The 17,182-nt window shown below is 58.6% G+C and carries 22 protein-coding genes; 6 read left to right on the forward strand and 16 right to left on the reverse strand.

The genetic code is table 11. The annotated features are described in order from the left end of the window. Nucleotides 1–3: 3 nt before the first annotated feature. Entirely contained in the window at nt 4–417 is a 414-nt protein-coding gene (locus G6N73_RS10570; protein ID WP_165027308.1) for a hypothetical protein, read from the reverse strand. A gap of 71 nt (nt 418–488) precedes the next feature. Between G6N73_RS10570 and G6N73_RS10575 the strand changes: the two genes are divergently transcribed. Next, nucleotides 489–674, forward strand: coding sequence for a hypothetical protein (locus G6N73_RS10575; RefSeq protein WP_165027311.1), 186 nt, complete (start codon nt 489–491; stop codon nt 672–674). Nucleotides 675–677: 3 nt separating this feature from the next. Here the strand turns inward: G6N73_RS10575 and G6N73_RS10580 are convergent, their stop codons facing one another. From G6N73_RS10580 to G6N73_RS10610, 7 genes are all read right to left on the reverse strand, one after another. Continuing rightward, nucleotides 678–1,262, reverse strand: a complete 585-nt coding sequence (locus G6N73_RS10580; RefSeq protein ID WP_165027314.1) for a head-tail connector protein — start codon at nt 1,260–1,262, stop codon at nt 678–680. Continuing rightward, nucleotides 1,262–1,438, reverse strand: coding sequence for a tudor domain-containing protein (locus G6N73_RS10585; protein ID WP_165027318.1), 177 nt, complete (start codon nt 1,436–1,438; stop codon nt 1,262–1,264). Before G6N73_RS10585 ends, G6N73_RS10580 begins: the two co-directional genes overlap by 1 nt. A 65-nt stretch (nt 1,439–1,503) precedes the next feature. Further along, entirely contained in the window at nt 1,504–2,775 is a 1,272-nt protein-coding gene (locus tag G6N73_RS10590; RefSeq protein ID WP_165027321.1) for a phage major capsid protein, read from the reverse strand. Nucleotides 2,776–2,848: 73 nt separating this feature from the next. Then, a complete protein-coding gene (locus G6N73_RS10595; RefSeq protein ID WP_165027324.1) occupies nt 2,849–3,469 on the reverse strand; it encodes an HK97 family phage prohead protease in 621 nt (206 codons plus the stop codon). After that, nucleotides 3,466–4,722, reverse strand: a complete 1,257-nt coding sequence (locus G6N73_RS10600) for a phage portal protein (protein ID WP_165027327.1) — start codon at nt 4,720–4,722, stop codon at nt 3,466–3,468. Before G6N73_RS10600 ends, G6N73_RS10595 begins: the two co-directional genes overlap by 4 nt. Then, nucleotides 4,722–6,575: a terminase TerL endonuclease subunit gene (locus G6N73_RS10605; protein WP_165027331.1), complete on the reverse strand. Its 1,854-nt coding sequence runs from the start codon at nt 6,573–6,575 to the stop codon at nt 4,722–4,724. Before G6N73_RS10605 ends, G6N73_RS10600 begins: the two co-directional genes overlap by 1 nt. Beyond that, a complete protein-coding gene (locus G6N73_RS10610; protein WP_165027336.1) occupies nt 6,520–6,951 on the reverse strand; it encodes a P27 family phage terminase small subunit in 432 nt (143 codons plus the stop codon). Before G6N73_RS10610 ends, G6N73_RS10605 begins: the two co-directional genes overlap by 56 nt. 172 nt (nt 6,952–7,123) lie before the next feature. On the opposite strand from G6N73_RS10610, the gene G6N73_RS10615 reads away from it, so the two are divergent. Next, a complete protein-coding gene (locus G6N73_RS10615; protein ID WP_165027339.1) occupies nt 7,124–7,429 on the forward strand; it encodes a hypothetical protein in 306 nt (101 codons plus the stop codon). 2 nt (nt 7,430–7,431) lie between these two features. Here the strand turns inward: G6N73_RS10615 and G6N73_RS10620 are convergent, their stop codons facing one another. Beyond that, a complete protein-coding gene (locus G6N73_RS10620; RefSeq protein ID WP_165027342.1) occupies nt 7,432–7,800 on the reverse strand; it encodes an HNH endonuclease in 369 nt (122 codons plus the stop codon). A 44-nt stretch (nt 7,801–7,844) separates the two neighbouring features. On the opposite strand from G6N73_RS10620, the gene G6N73_RS10625 reads away from it, so the two are divergent. Beyond that, the gene (locus G6N73_RS10625) at nt 7,845–8,153 is read left to right on the forward strand and encodes a hypothetical protein (RefSeq protein ID WP_165027346.1); all 309 of its coding nucleotides are present in this window, start codon (nt 7,845–7,847) and stop codon (nt 8,151–8,153) included. Nucleotides 8,154–8,855: 702 nt separating this feature from the next. On the opposite strand, the gene G6N73_RS10635 is transcribed toward G6N73_RS10625, so the two are convergent. The 4 genes from G6N73_RS10635 to G6N73_RS10650 all read right to left on the reverse strand — a co-directional run bounded on the left by G6N73_RS10635 (nt 8,856) and on the right by G6N73_RS10650 (nt 11,401). Further along, the gene (locus G6N73_RS10635) at nt 8,856–9,302 is read right to left on the reverse strand and encodes a hypothetical protein (protein ID WP_165027352.1); all 447 of its coding nucleotides are present in this window, start codon (nt 9,300–9,302) and stop codon (nt 8,856–8,858) included. A 68-nt stretch (nt 9,303–9,370) separates the two neighbouring features. Then, nucleotides 9,371–9,529, reverse strand: a complete 159-nt coding sequence (locus tag G6N73_RS10640; RefSeq protein ID WP_165027355.1) for a hypothetical protein — start codon at nt 9,527–9,529, stop codon at nt 9,371–9,373. A 424-nt stretch (nt 9,530–9,953) separates the two neighbouring features. Continuing rightward, nucleotides 9,954–10,388 (reverse strand): hypothetical protein, encoded by a 435-nt coding sequence (locus tag G6N73_RS10645; RefSeq protein WP_165027357.1) that lies wholly within the window; start codon nt 10,386–10,388, stop codon nt 9,954–9,956. Beyond that, entirely contained in the window at nt 10,385–11,401 is a 1,017-nt protein-coding gene (locus tag G6N73_RS10650; RefSeq protein ID WP_165027360.1) for a hypothetical protein, read from the reverse strand. The genes G6N73_RS10645 and G6N73_RS10650 overlap by 4 nt, the downstream gene beginning before the upstream one ends. Nucleotides 11,402–11,704: 303 nt before the next feature. On the opposite strand from G6N73_RS10650, the gene G6N73_RS10655 reads away from it, so the two are divergent. From G6N73_RS10655 to G6N73_RS10665, 3 genes are all read left to right on the forward strand, one after another. Beyond that, nucleotides 11,705–12,373, forward strand: a complete 669-nt coding sequence (locus G6N73_RS10655; protein ID WP_165027363.1) for a hypothetical protein — start codon at nt 11,705–11,707, stop codon at nt 12,371–12,373. 135 nt (nt 12,374–12,508) lie between these two features. Further along, nucleotides 12,509–12,775, forward strand: a complete 267-nt coding sequence (locus G6N73_RS10660; RefSeq protein ID WP_165027365.1) for a hypothetical protein — start codon at nt 12,509–12,511, stop codon at nt 12,773–12,775. Nucleotides 12,776–13,255: 480 nt separating this feature from the next. Beyond that, on the forward strand, nt 13,256–13,402 hold the full coding sequence (locus G6N73_RS10665; RefSeq protein WP_165027367.1) for a hypothetical protein: 147 nt from the start codon (nt 13,256–13,258) through the stop codon (nt 13,400–13,402). 275 nt (nt 13,403–13,677) lie between these two features. Here G6N73_RS10665 and G6N73_RS10670 read toward each other — a convergent pair whose 3' ends face one another. From G6N73_RS10670 to G6N73_RS10680, 3 genes are read right to left on the reverse strand one after another with little or no spacing between them, the layout of a single operon-like run. Then, a complete protein-coding gene (locus G6N73_RS10670) occupies nt 13,678–15,972 on the reverse strand; it encodes a DUF3987 domain-containing protein (RefSeq protein ID WP_246251878.1) in 2,295 nt (764 codons plus the stop codon). Nucleotides 15,973–16,003: 31 nt separating this feature from the next. Continuing rightward, complete coding sequence (locus G6N73_RS10675; RefSeq protein ID WP_165027369.1) at nt 16,004–16,774, reverse strand: hypothetical protein; 771 nt, start codon at nt 16,772–16,774, stop codon at nt 16,004–16,006. Continuing rightward, a complete protein-coding gene (locus tag G6N73_RS10680; RefSeq protein WP_165027371.1) occupies nt 16,771–16,980 on the reverse strand; it encodes a helix-turn-helix transcriptional regulator in 210 nt (69 codons plus the stop codon). The genes G6N73_RS10675 and G6N73_RS10680 overlap by 4 nt, the downstream gene beginning before the upstream one ends. Nucleotides 16,981–17,182: the final 202 nt, after the last annotated feature.

Genomic DNA, 17,182 nt, shown 5'->3' on the forward strand with positions numbered 1-17,182 from the left:
GTACTAGAGCGCGACGCCCGGGTACTGGATATCGAGCGCGAGAACCGATGTGCTCTTGGCCAGTCCAAGCAGACAGACGTAATCGCCCGCCAGGATGTCGGCACGGGGGCAAATCCCTCCTGGCACCGCCGAGAGGTAATAGTCCGTACCGGCGGTTAGCGTGCCACCGATCGTGATGTCGCTGCCAGGACGCGCAATCGTGAGGGGCTGGTTCGCCGCCGCGCCGTTCAGCGCAATGCCGCGTGGCTGACGCACTTCCGCCGTAGCGGAATCGTTGTCAGCCAGCATGTATTTGCCTGTTGCGCTGGCGCGGTAAACGGCTTGACCTGCCGTTATCGCCTCGCCTGCCGTGCCGGCCTCTTTTGTGCCATTGCTGCCTGCGACGACATTCGCCGCGTTGATGATGATATCGGCCACCGTTGGCCTCCCTTTTGTTTGTTGGCACCAAACGAGGTGCCATGCGTTGCCGCTCGAAAGGAGCGCGCGCGATGAGTAAAATTCCGAAGCAACGTCAGGGTGGCACCGCTGTAGGCGATGAAGACCCTGACGATAGCCCCATGGACGGACGTCATATGCCTACCGGCCCGGCGCAGCCTTTCGACGTCGATCATCTCGAAAGCGAAAAGCGAAAACCCGGAGAGAAGCCGGCCATTGCACCCAAGAAGGGCGGCTAGGGCTTACGAGGCTACATGCCCTCGGGCATGTTCATTTAAAATCCACTCAACGCCGAGCGGTAGCTCGTGGGCGCTCTCGGCAACAACCGCTTCGCGGTTCTCGTAGCGATGGGCCACTATCAGGCAAACGGCGTCGATCAAGTCCTGCTCAACATTCGCGGCTTCGGTCTCGCCTAATCTGTAATCGATCTTAACGGCGCCGATCACGTGTCGAGTTGACGGCCACGCAGTGCCGTAAGCCGGCGCGATACGGACCGGCTCGCTATCGAGGTCGAAGCGATAATCGGCGCTGTCTAGCGTCTGCGTAGCGCCCTCCGCATCCACGTACGTGATGGCCGCAATGCTCTTGATCGGCGCACCAGGGAGTATGATCACACAAGGAAAGCAGTCCATGGACTTGCGCCACGTCTGCTCCATAAGGGCGCAGCCGATGCCGGAAGGACCATCCACGCGTGCGATGGCGCCCTTGATCAGATCGGCAAGAAGGCCGTCGTCGTCATTGTGGTCGATCCGCAGGCGGGCCTTCAGCCTTGCTAGCGTGATCAGTTCGCCCGTGGGCCTTGTGACGACGGAAACCCCGGTCCACATCACTTACCCTTCTTAGCCGCGACTTCCGTCGCCAGTCGGGCTTCGCGCACAGGCACGGCCTGCGGAGGCTGTGCTTCGAACATGCGCTTTGCCTCGGCCTCCCCCACGTCGATTTCATCGCCGGGGGCGAATGCGCCGGCAGGTCCACAGCGCGACACAAGGAGCTTGATTTTCATTAGTTTGCCTCCGCCGTAATATACGAGCGGGCGACCGAAGCCGCCCGCCACATTGCAAAGCCGAATTACGCCGCCGCGTTGGCGAGGTGCTTGACCGCTGCGGTATTCAGCAATTCGCCGTCGAAGCGCTTGAAGCCCACCATGCCGACCTGGAAGTTTTCGGCATAACGCTCGCGGAGGGTCAGGACGGTGAAGCCACGGACCTTGCGCACGACGTAGCGGCTGTGATCACCGAAGATGATCGGCTTCGCTGACAGTCCGATGTTCGCCATCGCCTGGTTCACCGAATACGTGTGCGCCAGAATACGATCCGGCTCACCGGCGCGAACGTCGCCCATCTGCCATAGATAGTTGCCCTGGCCGTCCTTCAGCTTGCGGATCGTGGCCATCGTGGAGTCGTTGAATTGCCAGCGGCACTTTGGCGAGGCACGGTAGGCTGGATCGACCGAGTGAACCAAGTCGATCAGCTCGTCCGCCGTAATCGCCGTGCCCGACGCCGCAGTCTTGCCGAGCGAGGAAGCGGTCACGATGCCGTGCGGCTGGCTAACTCCGGTGCCGGTCGTCAGCGCTGTATTCGCTCGTCTGCCGAGGCGTTCGCCAAACAGATCATTCATCAGCGCTTCTATGTCGAAAGCAGAATCCTGAAGAAGCTCAAACGGGATGCGCACGATCTTTGTATCGTAGACATAGGCGTCGAGGGCCTTCTCGCCGAAGACAACATCGCCGGATCCGTCATCGGTCGCCGCGGCATTTTCGGCCTTGGACTCGCCTGTCTGGGAGGTGTCATCGACGGTCGGCCACGGCAGATGATTGCCGGTCGAAGTGGTCAGTTCGCGAACGATGTTCGCGTCCCACATCGGACCCCACGCAGCCATGGCTTTATCGATCTCGCCGGAGAAGCCTTCGGGAACGGTGTATCCGCCCGCGGCATCGGTTCCGGTCGCCTGCGCACGGATTTCCGCCGGTACATCCGTGCGGCCCTCCATGAGGATACTGCGTTCGTCTCCAGTCAGGGTAGCGGCACCGAAGCGGATCGCTTTCGCAAAAACATCCCTGTACTCGGGCACGGTATCGGCGCCGCTGCGGGCCTCGGCATTTTCGCCCTTCGGCCGACGGGGATCCTCCTGGCTGGCGCGCTTCTCAGCGTCTTCCAGCTTCTGAAGCCGTTCCGCACGCGCACCGATGGCGTCGTGCTCGACCATCATGGCGTCGAATTCGCGTTCGATTTCGGCCGCGCGATCGGCCGGCGTGTTGTCATTGATCTCGTCGAATTTCGCACGAGCGTTGGTAGCAATGCGGGCCTGCTTCTCGCGAAGCTCGGTAATCTGTACGGTCAATTGAATTCTCCAAAAGAAAACGGCCCGCCGAGGCGAGCCGTGCGTGTGGATGAGGTGTGGTTGGAAACGGCGACTAGGCGCCGGTGCGGACTTTCAAGTCCAAGCGCATGGCCAGCCGCTGCTTTAGGTTCGCGGCTGCCCGGTTAACCGACGTCGCCGCCGGATCTTTTATGGTCTCGTTGGACCGTGCATCACGCCACTCTTGAAGTGATCGCTTGCCGATTGAAGTGTCGTCGTACGCCGGAAACGCAACCGCGCTTACCTCAAGGAGTTCGACTTCCTTGATCGTGCGGATTGGCGGCTCGACACTCTCGTCCCATTCCTGCTTCGTCACAATGAACCCAAAGGACATGCCGGAGATATCGCCGCGCTCAACCAGAGTCCAAAGGTCGTTGCCGTCCGTGGTGTCTGGCACGTCGATCTCAACGCGCAAGCCTTTGGCGTCTTCCGCCAATCGCAACGTTCCTGACTTTGTACGGCCGATCACTCGGCCTGTGTCGTGGTCTACTAGCGCGCGAACATCTGCGGAAAGGGCCGGCGTAAATGCGCCAGGCTCAATCCTCTCAATCCAAATGCCATACAGGTCTGCGTCACTATTAAAGACCGCCGCATACCCGGCCAGTGTACGCTTGCCGTCGTCTGCAGCGCGGGTCTCCACGCCGAGTAGCGCCGTGCGCTTCTCAATCTTCGTCATGCGGCATCCGCCTTCGGTTCATCGTTGTCATTGGCCGGCACCGGCATGACCGGTTGTGTGCCGAGCGGCACCGTTGCGCCTTGGATCAGCAGGTCGTCGCCGTTCGGCATCGCCTTGCGGTTATCCATTGCTCTGGCTTCGTTCGGCGTAAGCTGCCCGGTCTGAATGGCACGCGCATTACCCTCCATGCGGGTTTTGAAATCCCCACGGAGCAATCCGTCGACATTCATCTCGCAGTATTGGCGGGTGTTGCCGCGGCCAAAGAGCTTAAGGTTCAGTTCCTGCTCGAACTGCTCCACCCACCGCTTTAGGGTGTGCTTCACGAAATGCAGGTCTTGCTGCTCGGTGTTGGAAAAGGTTCCGTGCGTCAGATCCTGCAAGAACGTCGGAGGTAGCGAATAAATTCGGGCAATCTGCTCGATTATGAACCGCTGCAGTTCAACAAGCTGGCTCTTCTCGGGGTCGACGCCGATCTGCTTCAGCGTGTGGCCGAGTGGCAATGAAAGAGCGAGCCGGCTCTCCCTGGCTGCTTTCTGTACGGCGGCCGATAAATCCTCGGCCGCACGCGTCATCGCGCCGGGCGACTGGAACGGCCCTTCAATAACAAACGGTGGCACGCCGCCGTTCTGGAAGAACTTGGCGCCGTATTTGGTGACAGCCTGCGCCAGGCCGATGATGTCTTTGTTCGCCAAGATCGGCGATCGATGCTGGAGCATGTCGCTCTTCAGCATGAACGGGATGTCTATGATTTCCGCCGCGTCGTACCGGTGGGTGCGGCTGCCATCCGTATACTGGTAGAATTTCCGTCCGCCTTCACGCTTAACCACGGTCTTCGTTGGATCAAGCGGCCACAGGTTCGTGACCTTGCGTCCGGCACTCCGTTCGATGAACGAATATGCTCGCCCGCCCGTAAAGGCTTGGTCGAAGCAATGCTTCCGCCATTCGAAGCTGGACGTTTCGTCATTGACCGCATCGTGCAGGATAGTGGCTAGGCCACCCTTGACCCTCTCCCTGCCCTCATCGGTCCTGCGATAAAGGTGCAGCGGCAAGCCTGCCAGCGTGCCTGACATGAAGTTCACCGCGGCCCAAACCGCAGGAACTCCCATCGCCGAGTCAATGGTGACAGCTTCTCCGGAAGCTGAAATAGCGTCCAGACCGAGGAAGGTGATGATATTCGGCGAAGATATCGGAACACGTGGGTCTTCGATCGAGGAGCGCTGTTCGCGCCCTCGCCAGCGATCAAAAAAGCCCATTATGCCACCTGATATTTGTAGGCCGGATCGTCCCAAGGGGAGACTGGCGTACCGTCGAAGTCATTGTCCGCGGCGCCAGCGGCCATCGCGATCGTTACCAGGCCATCGATACGGCCACGCGACCGTTTCTTATCAAAGGCGCGGTTGCCTTGGCCGTCAGCATCCAAAAAGGCGTTGCCGGCGCACATGTAGGTCACAGGTGAATTGTCGATGTCGATCGTTCCGGCGAGGATTCGATCTTCCAGTTTCTCAACAGACCGCGGCATGCAGAGTGCCCGATCTTCGAACACGATACGCTTGCCTTGGCCGTGAGCGACAAGCTTCAGACCCTGACCCTCGGGCTTGTCCGGCCCCTCATATTTCCAGACCGCGAACCCGATCGCCTCGCAGGCCGCGATGAAGTCCGCCATGCCGGCACTATCGAAGGCGAGGAACTGGACGTCATGCTCAGCGCACAGCGTTTTGACTTGTTCGGCGACAAAGGTCTTGTCGATCACGGCGCCGGGGACAGCCGTGAAGTCGACCAACGGATCAGCATCCCACTCGACGTACTTTGCGTTGTCCGCGAGCGCGCGTTCTTTCAGGCCGCTTTGTGTCGTCCAATACCAGGTTTTGACCGCAAGCCGGCCATCGTCCTGCCCCCATGCAGCGGAGAGCGCCGTAAGGTCGTTTTTGTCCGACAGGTCCAACGAGAGGTGGCATTTGCGCCCCTTAAAGGCGGCTGGATCAACGGGGTTCTGAACGGCTGACCAGGCTTCCTCGGAAATCCAGAAATCGGTCGAACCGATCGGAATCCCGAAATAAAGCCGCTTGACCGAAAACGCGGTCGAAAGCAGAACACGCGCCGTATTCACCTCGCCGCGAATGTTCTCGACCGGGAACGTTACGCCGAGCGCCGGCAGCGCCTTTGGCCAGCAACTCTCATTATCGAAGACGTTCTCACGGTCGGCCTTGTCGACACGAGCGATGAAGGCGAACGCCTCGTCATCCAAGACTTCGCCAGTAGCGACCTTTTGGTAAAATTCAGAATAGTCCGTACCGACGATCTGCGTCGACGCTGGCGTGTTGGTGCCGAGCAGCATCAGCGCGTCGCCGGGCATCTTTGCGATGGCCCGTTTCCACGTCTCGATCGATGAGTTCGATTTGAACTCGTGGATCTCGTCGGCCGCCACAAGCGTCGGACGCGGGCCGGATATGGCCTCGCCGTTCGCCAGCGTCTGAAACTTGCTTCCGGATTCCGGAAACTCAATCTTCCAGGCGTTGTCGAGTTCGCCGCGGATGACCACATCGCCGCGTGTCAGAAGTGAATCGTGCTCGTCTTCTTCGCCACCGGGTATCTTTGCCCGGCACATGGCGACCGCATCACGAAACAGAACGTTCGCGGTCGCACGGTCCTGACCGATCGCATAGACTTCGGCGCGCTTAACGCCATGCCACCCGCCCATGTACAGCCCTGTGGCTGCCATCCAGGGGCTCTTCGCCTGGCCTTTCCCGGTCTCGACCCATGCGGATCGAAAGCGCATTCGGCCGCTGTCTTTGCGCCAGCCGAATAGGTTGCCCGTGCAGAACAACTGCCACGGCAGCAGGTTGAAGGGGCGACCTTCATGTGCGCCGGCCGTTACGCTCAGAACCGCTGGCGGAAAGCCAATCGCTCGCGCGGCAAGTTCGGGGCGCCAATGCAGCCCACGGGCGCGTCCATCGCGCAAATCCTTCAGGTGCCGCTCGGCGGCTGCAATATGGTGCTCGCCAGCTACAATCCTGCCGGCCACAGCATCAGTTGCGTAAGCAGTCGTCGGGTCACTCGGACGCGGGTTTGAGGTACGCGTCCGCGGCGCGGGAGGTTTTCTTGCCACGCGCCACCTTCGTTACCTTCCCTCGGCGAGCCGGTGAAATTCCCAACTCCGATTCAATTGCCCGGATGGCTTCGTCCGCCTGTCGCATTACCGACCAGTGCGGGTTCCACTGGCCGATCTTGGCGCGCTTCGCCGTAATGATCGGCCCGTGCTCAGCGACGTGGCGGGAAGACCGCTCGAACTGCACCCGAAACTCAACAAGGCGTTTGATCGCGTGGCCGTTCGAAACGGCCAGCGTTCCGGCATCCCGGAGTTCGCGGCAAACGATCGACCACTGCTCATGAGCGGCTTCGGCATCGGCTACTTCGGCGAATAGAGACGCCCAATCGGGCTCAATCAATCCGCCTTCAACGTCCTGAATAGCGTTTCTGCTCATGGGGTTACCTCCCGAAACGGGCGACATCCCCCCATCCCAAAATTCATCTCATTGCGAACGGAGGAGGGGCACGGGTATGGGAGCGGCTAGCTGGGGGCTTTCGACCCCCCCCTCCCGCCTGGATCAGTTCAGACGTTCGCGCGTTTGGAGCTTACCGAATGGAGGAAGAGCAATGAACGTGGCCAACCTGCAACTCGAAGGCCTGCTTATGGCCATCGCATCGATCAATCATGTCCTTGTCCGCAAGGGAGTGCTCTCGGCTGAGGAAATAGACATAGCCTTGCGCAAAGCTGAAGCAAGCGAGACCGGCGAAGAACGGTCTGACGGGATGTCACCGTCGAGTCGCGATGCTGTCAACTTCCCGATCAGACTGCTGGAACTGGCCAATCAGTGTCAGCCGGAGGCTGATATACCGTCGTTTTCAAAATTGGCTCGAATGGTTGGCCAAATGAAAGAACCTTACAACGACCAGATGTGAGGTCACGATCGATTCCAAGGATGCTTCGGATCAACCGGCCGCCCATTGACGTCGCTACCGATCGTGTAGCCTCGCGCCTCTTCCCGCTGGATCAGCGTGTCGTGGTCTGTTTTGCAGACGCTCTCGGTGTTCTCTAGGTCGAAGAATAATGCTGGGTCGCCCCGGTGTCTGACCTTGTGGTTGACGACAGCGGCCCGCGGATGATGGCGATTACCGGCAACCAGGATGCAGCCACAACGCTGGCAGGCGTAAAGGTCGCGGATTAGTGCCTGCTGCCGAATGCCCTGCGGGCCACACCAGCGCTTGTCGCTGTAGAGGTGGTGGTATTGCTTGGCTTCCGTGGAACGGTGGTGAGGGCGCTTGTTCGCCATGCGTCTTGGTGCTTAGCTATCCGTGGCCGCTGGAGGGGAACGGGATGGGATTGTCAGGTGCTGCGCTGGGAGCGCTCGTGGCGTTCGCGCTGGTTTACCCAAACTTTGCGTTTGCATATTGCTCGGAGCCCTCGGCGCCTTCATGCGCATCGGACTACGGTTCCTTCGATGATGAATGGGAGTTCGACCGTTGCAAGGACGATATGGAGGACTATCAGTCCGAGGTGGAATCTTTCATCTCCTGCAATAATCGGGAAGCGCAGGAAGCCGTTGACCAGGCACAGAGAGCGAACCAGGCGGCCGCTGAGGAATACAGCAGCGCAGTCGACGATTTCAATAATCGCACGCGATAGATCGCCAGTTAGCCGCCCCGCTCAACCGCAGCCACTTGCGACCGGCGGGAGCGGGGCGCACCGCGTCGCGTCTTCACGCGCTGCGGTGATGTTCCCATGGCCGCATGCCGAAGCAGTGCCACGGGTATGTCAGCCCGCAATCACTCCGCTGTACCTGACTAGGGCACAATATCCGCGCTATGCGCGGTCACGGCTACTGATTGCGGGTGGGGTCCCCCGTGCTAATCTCTTGCACGGGGTCGGCCGCAAATAAGCTGCGCGCCGAAACGAAACGGGCGGCTTTCGCCACCCCCAATACTTAATCCTGAATCAATCATAGCAAACTCGGTGCGCATGGTGCGCACGAGGAGGGTGGCTTGTCGGTGAAGCCAATCGCCTAAGCAGAAGGCGCGAAGGTTTTTGGCGATACGTAAAGCGAAAAACCGTGCTAAGTAGCGAACGGTTTCCGGCGGGGGTTTCCTATGGCGTCATACATCGTCGCGTACGATCTGCATAAGCAAGGGCAGAATTACGAATGCCTGATTCAAAAGCTTAAACAATACGGCACTCATTGGCATGTACAGCAGTCTGTCTGGTTTGTTATTTCGGACCAGACCTCAGTCCAAATCCGTGCTTCTCTCTCCTCTTGCCTCGACACGAATGACAAACTTGTCGTCGCCAGGCTTTCGGGTGAGGCTGCGTGGCAGGGCTATACTGATGCAGTCAGCCAGTGGTTGAAGAAGTATCTTTAGAAGGATCGGGCGCAAATGGTTGCCCCCCAACAAATGGGGCCTCACCCATGACACCGACCTTTCTGCTCTTTATCTGAGTAAGTAATTCACTGACATTCGTGCTGCTGCGCTTGTGGTGCAATGCCGTCAGAGTAAAAACGGCCGCAGCCGCCAAGAATATGGCGGAGCCAAAGCCCTGCCACGGGTCTACGGGAATACCCGCCTTTACATTGGTCACCACGTTTACAAAGTTCTGCGCGTAGCCCAAGGCAATGCCAAACGCGCAGATACAAATGTCGAACGAAATATCTTTGCCGCCATTTGCTACGAGCATGAGCTTGTCATCCGAGATTATGTGTTCAACCCTCTCCTCGTCATATGTGAAATAGGTGACGGGAGGCGCGATCTGCCCAGTCTTGGCGATTTCAGATTTTGCCATCTGTAGATCGGCCCCCCATGATCCCCAAGGGCAATCTAGCAGGTTTTTCTCACAATCGGTAAGCCACTTCAGATCTTGTGATCTTTGCGGATTCCAACTGGTTTCTGTTTTGGATCATCCTTAGTTAGGCCGCGCTTTTCATGCGGCTTTGGCGGCGTCTTGAGCATCCGCTTTAGCGTCTCGTTGAATTTTTTGTCGTCGGCGTCGTCGCCGGTCGATTCTACCATTGTACTCCCCGCTATCCACATTCGCGGCCCACAACATGTTGGGGTTGGTAAAACTTACGGAAACGAACCCTTGACGGGCGAAAGCGAGTCGCCTTTTGTCATACGTGCCAGCGCGATGGAGGGGTGTGATCGCTTCCTAGGTCTCACACACCCGCCCCAACGGGCTCTGCTGGTTGGCGTACCCGGCAATGTTTGCGGGTGCCTTCCTCCCCGGTCCATCAGGGGAGGTTGTGGGGGCGGCTTGGTGCTAGTCCGGGCTTCCGACCTTTGGTCTAGTGGGTTCGATCCCCACCGCCTCCATCGCACACATTACGCAAACAAATCAAAATTCCAACCCACTTGACGACATTCCTTCACGAAAAAATCCGACCTGTCCACACACCCGAATCATAGACCGCTGAATCATGCTTTGTCATGTATATGATTAGGTCAATATTCCTTGCGTCCACCTGTTTGACGGCGGCGGCAAAGCATAGATCGCTTCGGATAGTCCCCACGGCTCGCCGTCTGGCCCTTCTGCCAATAACCCTGCCCGAGTTCGCATCCCAACAGCAGCCTTCCGCCGCTCTTCTTCCGCCTCCACCTTGGACACGCTGCCGCGCACTACTGCTTCCAGGTCGGCAATGCGTTTCTGCAGCCGCGCGGTCTCCTGCCTGAGGTGTTCTTCCCCTTCGCGACGCGCGATTGCCAGGCCCGCTCCCTCCGCCAACCCTTCCATGTGGTGTAGTGCATGCCGCACTCGCGCCACCCTGCCTTTGCTCTCCACAACGGCCCAATCGGCAACAACTCGCGTGTAGTATTCGGCGAGCGATTCCCCATCTTTCTGGCGGATGTGGGAATAGTCGTATGGTGCCTTCATGACCGCAGGATCCCGTACCGCACAGCCAACAAGCGCAGACCGGCGTTGAGGCGTTCGCCTGCCGCCGCAATGGCCTTTCCACGGTCGCGGTATCGCGTGATCTCGGCGCCAACCTCGCCCAGCGACTTGCCTTCGACCGCCACGCCTTCAACGACACCGCCGTATCTGCTGCCCAGCAGCTCGCGTGCGGCTCGATACCGGTCACGAGCAACCGCCCTGCTGTCTGCGGAGTTCTGCTGCCCGCCGCCATCCACGACCACGCGGCTGTAGTCGACAGCGCCTAGCGGCGACAAACCAGCCTGATGGTGATCCTGCGCATAGCGTAAGCCCGCAGCAAACAACGCATCGTTCGTTTCTGGATCATCATCCAGATTTTTTGCCGTATGCATCCGCTGCAGATTGTCTGCAACGCGGAACACACCGCCCTTGGCCGAGGCCTTGTCGGCCTGCGGCTGGTTATCGTTGGCTGCAACCATGATGCGCGTTACGGCTTCAGGACGGCCCCAGAGGTAACGGGCAACGTCGGAAAGGCCCTGCGCAACGCGATGTGGGCTGTCCAAGTCGATATTGGTTTCATCGACCACGAATGCTTGGACCGTGGCTTTGCGGCGGGGCTCGTAGCGGATGGACTCAATGATCTTGTCCAGCGCCGGCCTGATCGTATGCCGCTGAACCTCAACGGGTCGCCACTTGCGATCGGCATCGCGGGCGGTGTAGCGAACCATAGCGGACGTCAAAGGAGAACGCGCTATCGACGCCAGTTTGATCATGTGCTCGCCCGCGTCGCGTTCGTCCTGGCCGATGTGGCCCTCCGTGAACAACCAGCCGAGAATGCGGTCGGCGGGCATGGGTGTGGTTTGCTGCTGTTGTGCTGCGGCTATGTTATCGTTTGCCGCTTCGTAGGGGTCATAGGTTGCCGCGGTATCTGCGACCGCCGACAGGGAGACTGCTTCTATGCGGCTAGCATGCTCTGCTGCAACGGCGCGCGCGGCGCCGGCATTGGTCGCGGTCATGAATGGATCCTTGGATGTGGAAAATCAGGGCGGCGGGCGGCGCAATGCCGAAGCTATGTGTAATATAAATATAGACTTTTTCGCTTCAAAAGTCAATATGTTGTGCGCCTATGTTATGTCTGACACAATATTTAGAATTGCCGCGCTCATGTCGTCTAAACCTGCGGCGTCGCGTGTATTAGCGGCACCGCTCCGGGCTGTGATGCCCCCCAGTCTGCTATCCCTGCCCCGCTGTGCTAGTGCATTGTGTTGATCGTTGTCCCGTTGAGTATGTTAGATTGGCGTGCTGAAGGGGAGACAGACATGGCAAAGCCTTGGGGAAATGTGTTCGGTGCAGCCGCGGTTGTCTTGCTGGGCATGCTGGTTTTCTTGGTGCTGAAGGGTTGGGACGGTCAAACAATCACACTCATTGCAGCGGCCCTGTGCCTTCTTGGGTCGAGGTTTGCGGATGTAATAACGTTAAAGCTTTCTCCGACTGGAATTCATGCCGAAATGCAGAGAGCATTGGACGATGCCAAAGCCACCGTTTCGCAGTTGCACATCCTCGCCGAAGAGCAGGCTCGTTTGGTTCTACAAATCGTCCAGGGCGGCGGCCGATGGGGTGGCCAGAGCCGGGCACAGAACGAGGCGTTGAAAAGACGGATGTTTGACGGATTGAGGCGCATAGGAATCGAAGAAGATCGCCTAGACAGAATATCTGAAGCAGAATATCCGTTCATTCGTTTCGATTACGCCAGCGATGTGACCAGAGGCTTGGCCCCGTCGGACGAGCATCAAAAGAAAAAGTGGAACGAATTTTTCAATGCAGACCGAAGAAAGGGGATTGGTTATGAACCATCTCCCTCGGAACTTGAAGATTTTCTCAACCAGATTGGTCTGGTTACTGAGGATGTGAAAGAACGGCTTGAAGATTATAAGTACTATGATGCCGAGAAGTCGCATCGGCGACGGGACGTCTGGTTGTCACGTTGAGATCTCGCGTCAGTCTGTGCCCCAATCCCGATGCGCCCCTAGCCAGTAAATGCGGGAGGGATGCGATCCCGCACACCGGAACCATTGCGGACCGTCCTTCGTTCCGCGTGACAATTACCTCCGGAGTGCAGCACCATGGCTGACGACCCCAATGAAGAAGATGATGATGCCGATGGACTTCGTCGCGAACTTGCCAACCTAAGAGCGGTGCTGGCGGAACGCAGAGACGACATGGTCGCCGCCGCTTCCCGCGGCGCACAGGCCGTTGTGACACCCATTCGGGAAAATCCCGGCGTTGTTAGTTCGGTCTTCGTCCTTGGCGGGGTAATCGGCTTTCTTATCGGCCTGGCTGTCGGCCAATCGGAAGAACGCTCAAGGCACTGGTACGACAGGCACCGGTAGACCCGGCGCAAAAATCAATAAGTAAACCCCTTTCCGAGGCCCTGTTCGCGTGCTTTCGCCCAACAAAGGACACCCTTCGGTGTCACCTTCGTCAGTCCGGAGTAGAGTTCGCGTTTTGATGCGTAAGTTGTTGCATATGCCCGTCACAGTCTGACTGGGCCGCGACCATTGATTCACGGATCTGCCATGGAACCCTACAGACGGCCGCATCAGGACCACGATCCTGTCCTTCCTGCGTTGCACGAACCCATTAGGACGTTTGCGCTGCCCCCTAAAGACAAGATGCTCCGACCGCCAGCGGACGAGATGCTCCGTCGAAAACTAGCAGATTGCGACGGGGCAAGGCGTCGTGCGGAGCAAATAGTCGCGAACAACCGACTGCTTTGATTTAGCTATTGCTAACATTGCACGAGTTTTGATGGTCACTCGTTAACGACCGTGTGACAGCCTATTCGAAGTTAAACGGGTGGCGCCACGGCGATGACCAAGCCTTCTCAGCACAATTTCAGCTTCGACAAATCAATGGCAAAGGACCATCCGTCGGTGGCGACACAGGCAATGGACTTCATTCTTCCGGCCCTGCTGGTCCTCGTCGGAGCAACCGTCGTGTACATATGGTTCGGCTAAGGGCCTACTACTGGTCACCGGATGAAATTTTGCAACTTTTGAACTTTTCCCAACTACCCTGACGGACAGGGGAAAGCCACGTCAGATATCGGAAAAACAGGATTCTCAAACTGATGGGAAAAGTTCAAAAGTAAGAGATATTCTATATATATAATCCTATTATATCATTGATATTCTTTAGGTTTTTTCTGACCTCCCAACTTTTGTCGTCGCCAAAACTTGGCAAAAGTTTCAAAAGTTCGAAGGGTCTTTTCGTGCTCCGAACTTTTGAACTGCTAAGCAACTTTTGCCTCGTCCAAAAGTTTGAAACTCGCCCTCGCGCCAGGCTTTGACCTGCCGGACAGGTCGACAACCTTGCCGGTTTCGATCAGCCACTGGATTGATTTGGCGACGTCGTCGCCTTCGGCGTGGCTGACCCCTTCCCGCTGCAACAGTTGCGACCAGGGCAGCGTCTTATCCTTGGCTTGTGACAGTGCCCGGACGATCGCCTTGCGTAAGGACTCGGCTATGGAACCGGCCATGTGGCGTTCGACGCCTTCTGTGATGATCGCGATCGAGCGGTGCACGATCGCCCAAGCCCACTCAACATCTTCCACCATGACGAGTGGTTTCGCAGGGTCGCGACTTATCGCCCGGATGGAGGCGAGCCGAACTGTGTTTTCGGCGGCACGACCATTCACATGGTATTCCCGCGGCTCCCATCCCTTCCAATGTTGCCAATGGAAGACTTCGGCCCACAGTTTGTAAGCGTCGCCGCTCTCGTCGCCTTCGAACCGTATCTGGTACTTCGGGGCACGAAGTTGAGTGGCGGACCGGTCCGACTTTGGAAAGGCCTCATATGCTGCCTTGAGGCTGGCAATGAGCGGCTTTGGCAACGAAACGGACCGATTGAGCTTGGGTGCCGTTACTTCTTCTGGCCCCGCACCCTCTATGAACACGAAGCGGCTAAGAAAGCCGTCGTTCAGAGAGTCGTCGGAAAGGCCAGCGTAAAGCGTCGTCGGCGTGGTCATTCCCAAAATCGTAAGGGCCGGACCGACTAGCGGTGAATCGTCCTTCTTCGTTTCGTCGGATGCGTACTGCCGGCCGTGGAAGACCGAATCTGCCTGGTCATAGACGGTCAGTAGGAACTTGCGGATCGAGGCTGCGGCACTGTTCTTGTGTCGGCTGTTTACGTCTTGCAGCGTCACCCCGAGTTCGTCCATGACGCAGACGGTCGAGATGTTCTTGCGTAATATTCGCTCGATTGCGGCGTAGCTGGTCGGGTCACCGTTCGTGACTGCGCCGGGCTTACCTGCGTTCGACGCGAGGGTGATTATGCTTTTAGGCGCGTGGCCTTTGCCGCTGGCGACGCCCATCACGGTTGCCAGATAGAGGTTAAGCCCGCTTCTAGTTGGGCCGAGGGCACGGTCGCCGAACATGCCGCCTAGTAAGGCGATAGCCGACGTTAGGGACAGTTCGGGCACGGGAATGATTGCGGTTGAAGTGATCCACTCGGAGATTTCTGCCAGCAGCCATCCCGCCGACGACAGGCTGAAGGGATCCGAGCACATCCGCGGCGGTACGGGGAGAACGCGGGGCGGCGCGGCCTTTGGGTCATTGTCATTGGCCGGCTCAGGCAGGGCCTTCTTCGCCACCAAGTCCGCGACCGCGTTAGCGTTGGCCTCGCGTGCATCGACGTGCGGCTGGCCGAACTTGCCCCACATGCGTTCGAAATCAGCGCGTGCCCGAGCCTCGGTTTCGTACCGTGCGAGCCAGTTGCCTTCGGCCGACAAGAACAGCGCGCACGCCTCTTCAACCGGGTGGCCGTCGAAAGCTAGCTTCTCGACAACGGCCGCAGCGTGTTCTGAACGCTTTTCGACATCGTTCTCAGAAAGAAGTTCTGCAGCGGCGGGCGATACGGCTATGCCGTCAATCGTCGGCAGGTCGCCAACCTCGACCGACCGCTTTTCCGCGGCAGCCGTCATCCACGGCGCCAGCGCCACGCGCAATTCGTCGACGCTGGTCAGGGTGCCGTCCCAATCTTGCGCGACGGTGACACCAACAGGATCCGGTGAGCGACCGCGTTCCAGCTTCTTTTTATTCGGATGGTTCAGGGTTCCCGGCACGCGCCAAACGTGGGCGATATCGGCCGTGCCGTGATCGGATCCGGTCGCTCGCTTCAACGCTGCGGCGAGCGGTTTAGCCTCGGACGCGGACAGCGGACCGTCGAACAGCCAAAATGGTTGGCCATTTCCCGGCGAGGTTTCGAGGATCAGATTGGGTTCAATAGGCAGGTCGCCCACTTTGCCGGTGTCGCCGTCCATATCAGCCACGAGGCCGAGCACCGCGAGAATGTCCGTTTCAGTGCCGCGCTTGCCACGGGCCAGGCCCTTCCGCATGACTTGAAGGCCGACGTAGCAGTTGGCGCCGGGAACGTCCTGCTGCGCATCTATTGCGGCCAGCATACCGTCCACATCCCCCACGGGGTGGCGGGTCACTGTGCCAGGTCGGTCTTGTTCGCCAGTCGGCGAGGCATGGAATACGGATACGACAAGCACGCCGTCAATGCCGGCGGCGAGTTGGTGGAGCATTTCGACATGATTACGGATTGGGCAGGAAGGCTTAGGCTGCGGGCGGGGAAGTGGGGACAATTGACGACTCCAGTGCAAGGGCGGCGATATCAGCGATGTGGTCTCGGAATGCTGGCGATAGAGCAGCGCTTCTGGATCCGTCTCGCGCGTCGGGAGGGTAGGCCTGAAGGCCACCAGACGGCGTTCGCACCAGCCGGCAGCCCAACAGTGTGACGTCCGGAGTGAGTTCGACGTCGAACGTCGCTATTCGCTGAAAGCCGTTCGGCGACGGGGATTCGCCCGCCACCTTCAAGCGCTGAATTTTCGGTTCAGGCGGCAATGGCGTACTCCCCCAAAGCTTCTTCAGCCGCACACTGCGCCGCATATGCTGCCCCATCTTTGAATCGCGCGATATCGCATCGAAGGCATGAGGACGCGTATTCCAAGGTTGCGAATTCGTCGGGCTTATTGCCCCCGTCGCGGACAGCGAAATAGCGTCCGACAAGTTGGTCGCCGTCGTGGATATGAGAAAGGTGTCCGACACCGATAGCAGAAAAAAAGGACTGCAGCCGCGGTGAAACGAAGTCCTTGCCGTGCATAGCTCCATCGCCCACACGATTTTGGGCGCGCGCACGGCCGAGTATCCGACCGTAATCTGAGTGAAGCCGTCCGCCATTGCAGAGCAGTCGACTGACCTGACGCGATAGGCTTTGAAGTCGAAGGTCGGCTTAAAAGCGCTGGTCTGACGAGGTGCGTTATCGTTGACGGATTCAGATGCGGCTTTTCGTGCGTCGATGCGATCCTGTACTTTCTCGGAAATCATGCTGCCGCCCTCGCCGCGATGCGCTGGTCAATCCACTGTTGGACTTCGCTTTTGACGAATGCCACACGGCGGTCGCCGAGCAATACAGCCACCGGGAAGCGTTTCTCTGCGCGATAGCGATTCAGCATTGTGCGGCTTAAGCTGGTCATGGCCGCAGCGGTGTTAAGCGAAACAAGAGTCGGCGAGTTGTCATTGTCGAAATGCATGGTTCCTCCTCCGGCGCCGGACAAAATCCGAGCGCGGTTCAATTTGGTTCTTGGGAAAGTTAAAGGGTTTGGGCCGGGTATCGGAAAGACTGACGCCTCTCGGCGCCGGCTACGCGGCTGGTAAAACCAACCATTACAACCGTATAGGCGTTTTCGCCTACAAAAGCAAGGTGAATTTCACCCTACAATTCGCCTCTAATGT

The sequence above is a fragment of the Allomesorhizobium camelthorni genome (assembly GCF_011045125.1).
GTDB lineage: Bacteria > Pseudomonadota > Alphaproteobacteria > Rhizobiales > Rhizobiaceae > Allomesorhizobium > Allomesorhizobium camelthorni.

Excerpts from the sequence above, each read along its gene's own strand:
- G6N73_RS10575 (WP_165027311.1), top strand. The coding sequence starts at position 489 with ATGAGTAAAATTCCGAAGCAACGTCAGGGTGGCACCGCTGTAGGCGAT.
- G6N73_RS10580 (WP_165027314.1), bottom strand. The coding sequence starts at position 1,262 with ATGTGGACCGGGGTTTCCGTCGTCACAAGGCCCACGGGCGAACTGATC.
- G6N73_RS10585 (WP_165027318.1), bottom strand. The coding sequence starts at position 1,438 with ATGAAAATCAAGCTCCTTGTGTCGCGCTGTGGACCTGCCGGCGCATTC.
- G6N73_RS10595 (WP_165027324.1), bottom strand. The coding sequence starts at position 3,469 with ATGACGAAGATTGAGAAGCGCACGGCGCTACTCGGCGTGGAGACCCGC.
- G6N73_RS10600 (WP_165027327.1), bottom strand. The coding sequence starts at position 4,722 with ATGGGCTTTTTTGATCGCTGGCGAGGGCGCGAACAGCGCTCCTCGATC.
- G6N73_RS10610 (WP_165027336.1), bottom strand. The coding sequence starts at position 6,951 with ATGAGCAGAAACGCTATTCAGGACGTTGAAGGCGGATTGATTGAGCCC.
- G6N73_RS10615 (WP_165027339.1), top strand. The coding sequence starts at position 7,124 with ATGAACGTGGCCAACCTGCAACTCGAAGGCCTGCTTATGGCCATCGCA.
- G6N73_RS10620 (WP_165027342.1), bottom strand. The coding sequence starts at position 7,800 with ATGGCGAACAAGCGCCCTCACCACCGTTCCACGGAAGCCAAGCAATAC.
- G6N73_RS10625 (WP_165027346.1), top strand. The coding sequence starts at position 7,845 with ATGGGATTGTCAGGTGCTGCGCTGGGAGCGCTCGTGGCGTTCGCGCTG.
- G6N73_RS10635 (WP_165027352.1), bottom strand. The coding sequence starts at position 9,302 with ATGGCAAAATCTGAAATCGCCAAGACTGGGCAGATCGCGCCTCCCGTC.
- G6N73_RS10640 (WP_165027355.1), bottom strand. The coding sequence starts at position 9,529 with ATGGTAGAATCGACCGGCGACGACGCCGACGACAAAAAATTCAACGAG.
- G6N73_RS10645 (WP_165027357.1), bottom strand. The coding sequence starts at position 10,388 with ATGAAGGCACCATACGACTATTCCCACATCCGCCAGAAAGATGGGGAA.
- G6N73_RS10650 (WP_165027360.1), bottom strand. The coding sequence starts at position 11,401 with ATGACCGCGACCAATGCCGGCGCCGCGCGCGCCGTTGCAGCAGAGCAT.
- G6N73_RS10655 (WP_165027363.1), top strand. The coding sequence starts at position 11,705 with ATGGCAAAGCCTTGGGGAAATGTGTTCGGTGCAGCCGCGGTTGTCTTG.
- G6N73_RS10660 (WP_165027365.1), top strand. The coding sequence starts at position 12,509 with ATGGCTGACGACCCCAATGAAGAAGATGATGATGCCGATGGACTTCGT.
- G6N73_RS10665 (WP_165027367.1), top strand. The coding sequence starts at position 13,256 with ATGACCAAGCCTTCTCAGCACAATTTCAGCTTCGACAAATCAATGGCA.
- G6N73_RS10670 (WP_246251878.1), bottom strand. The coding sequence starts at position 15,972 with ATGCTCCACCAACTCGCCGCCGGCATTGACGGCGTGCTTGTCGTATCC.
- G6N73_RS10675 (WP_165027369.1), bottom strand. The coding sequence starts at position 16,774 with ATGATTTCCGAGAAAGTACAGGATCGCATCGACGCACGAAAAGCCGCA.
- G6N73_RS10680 (WP_165027371.1), bottom strand. The coding sequence starts at position 16,980 with ATGCATTTCGACAATGACAACTCGCCGACTCTTGTTTCGCTTAACACC.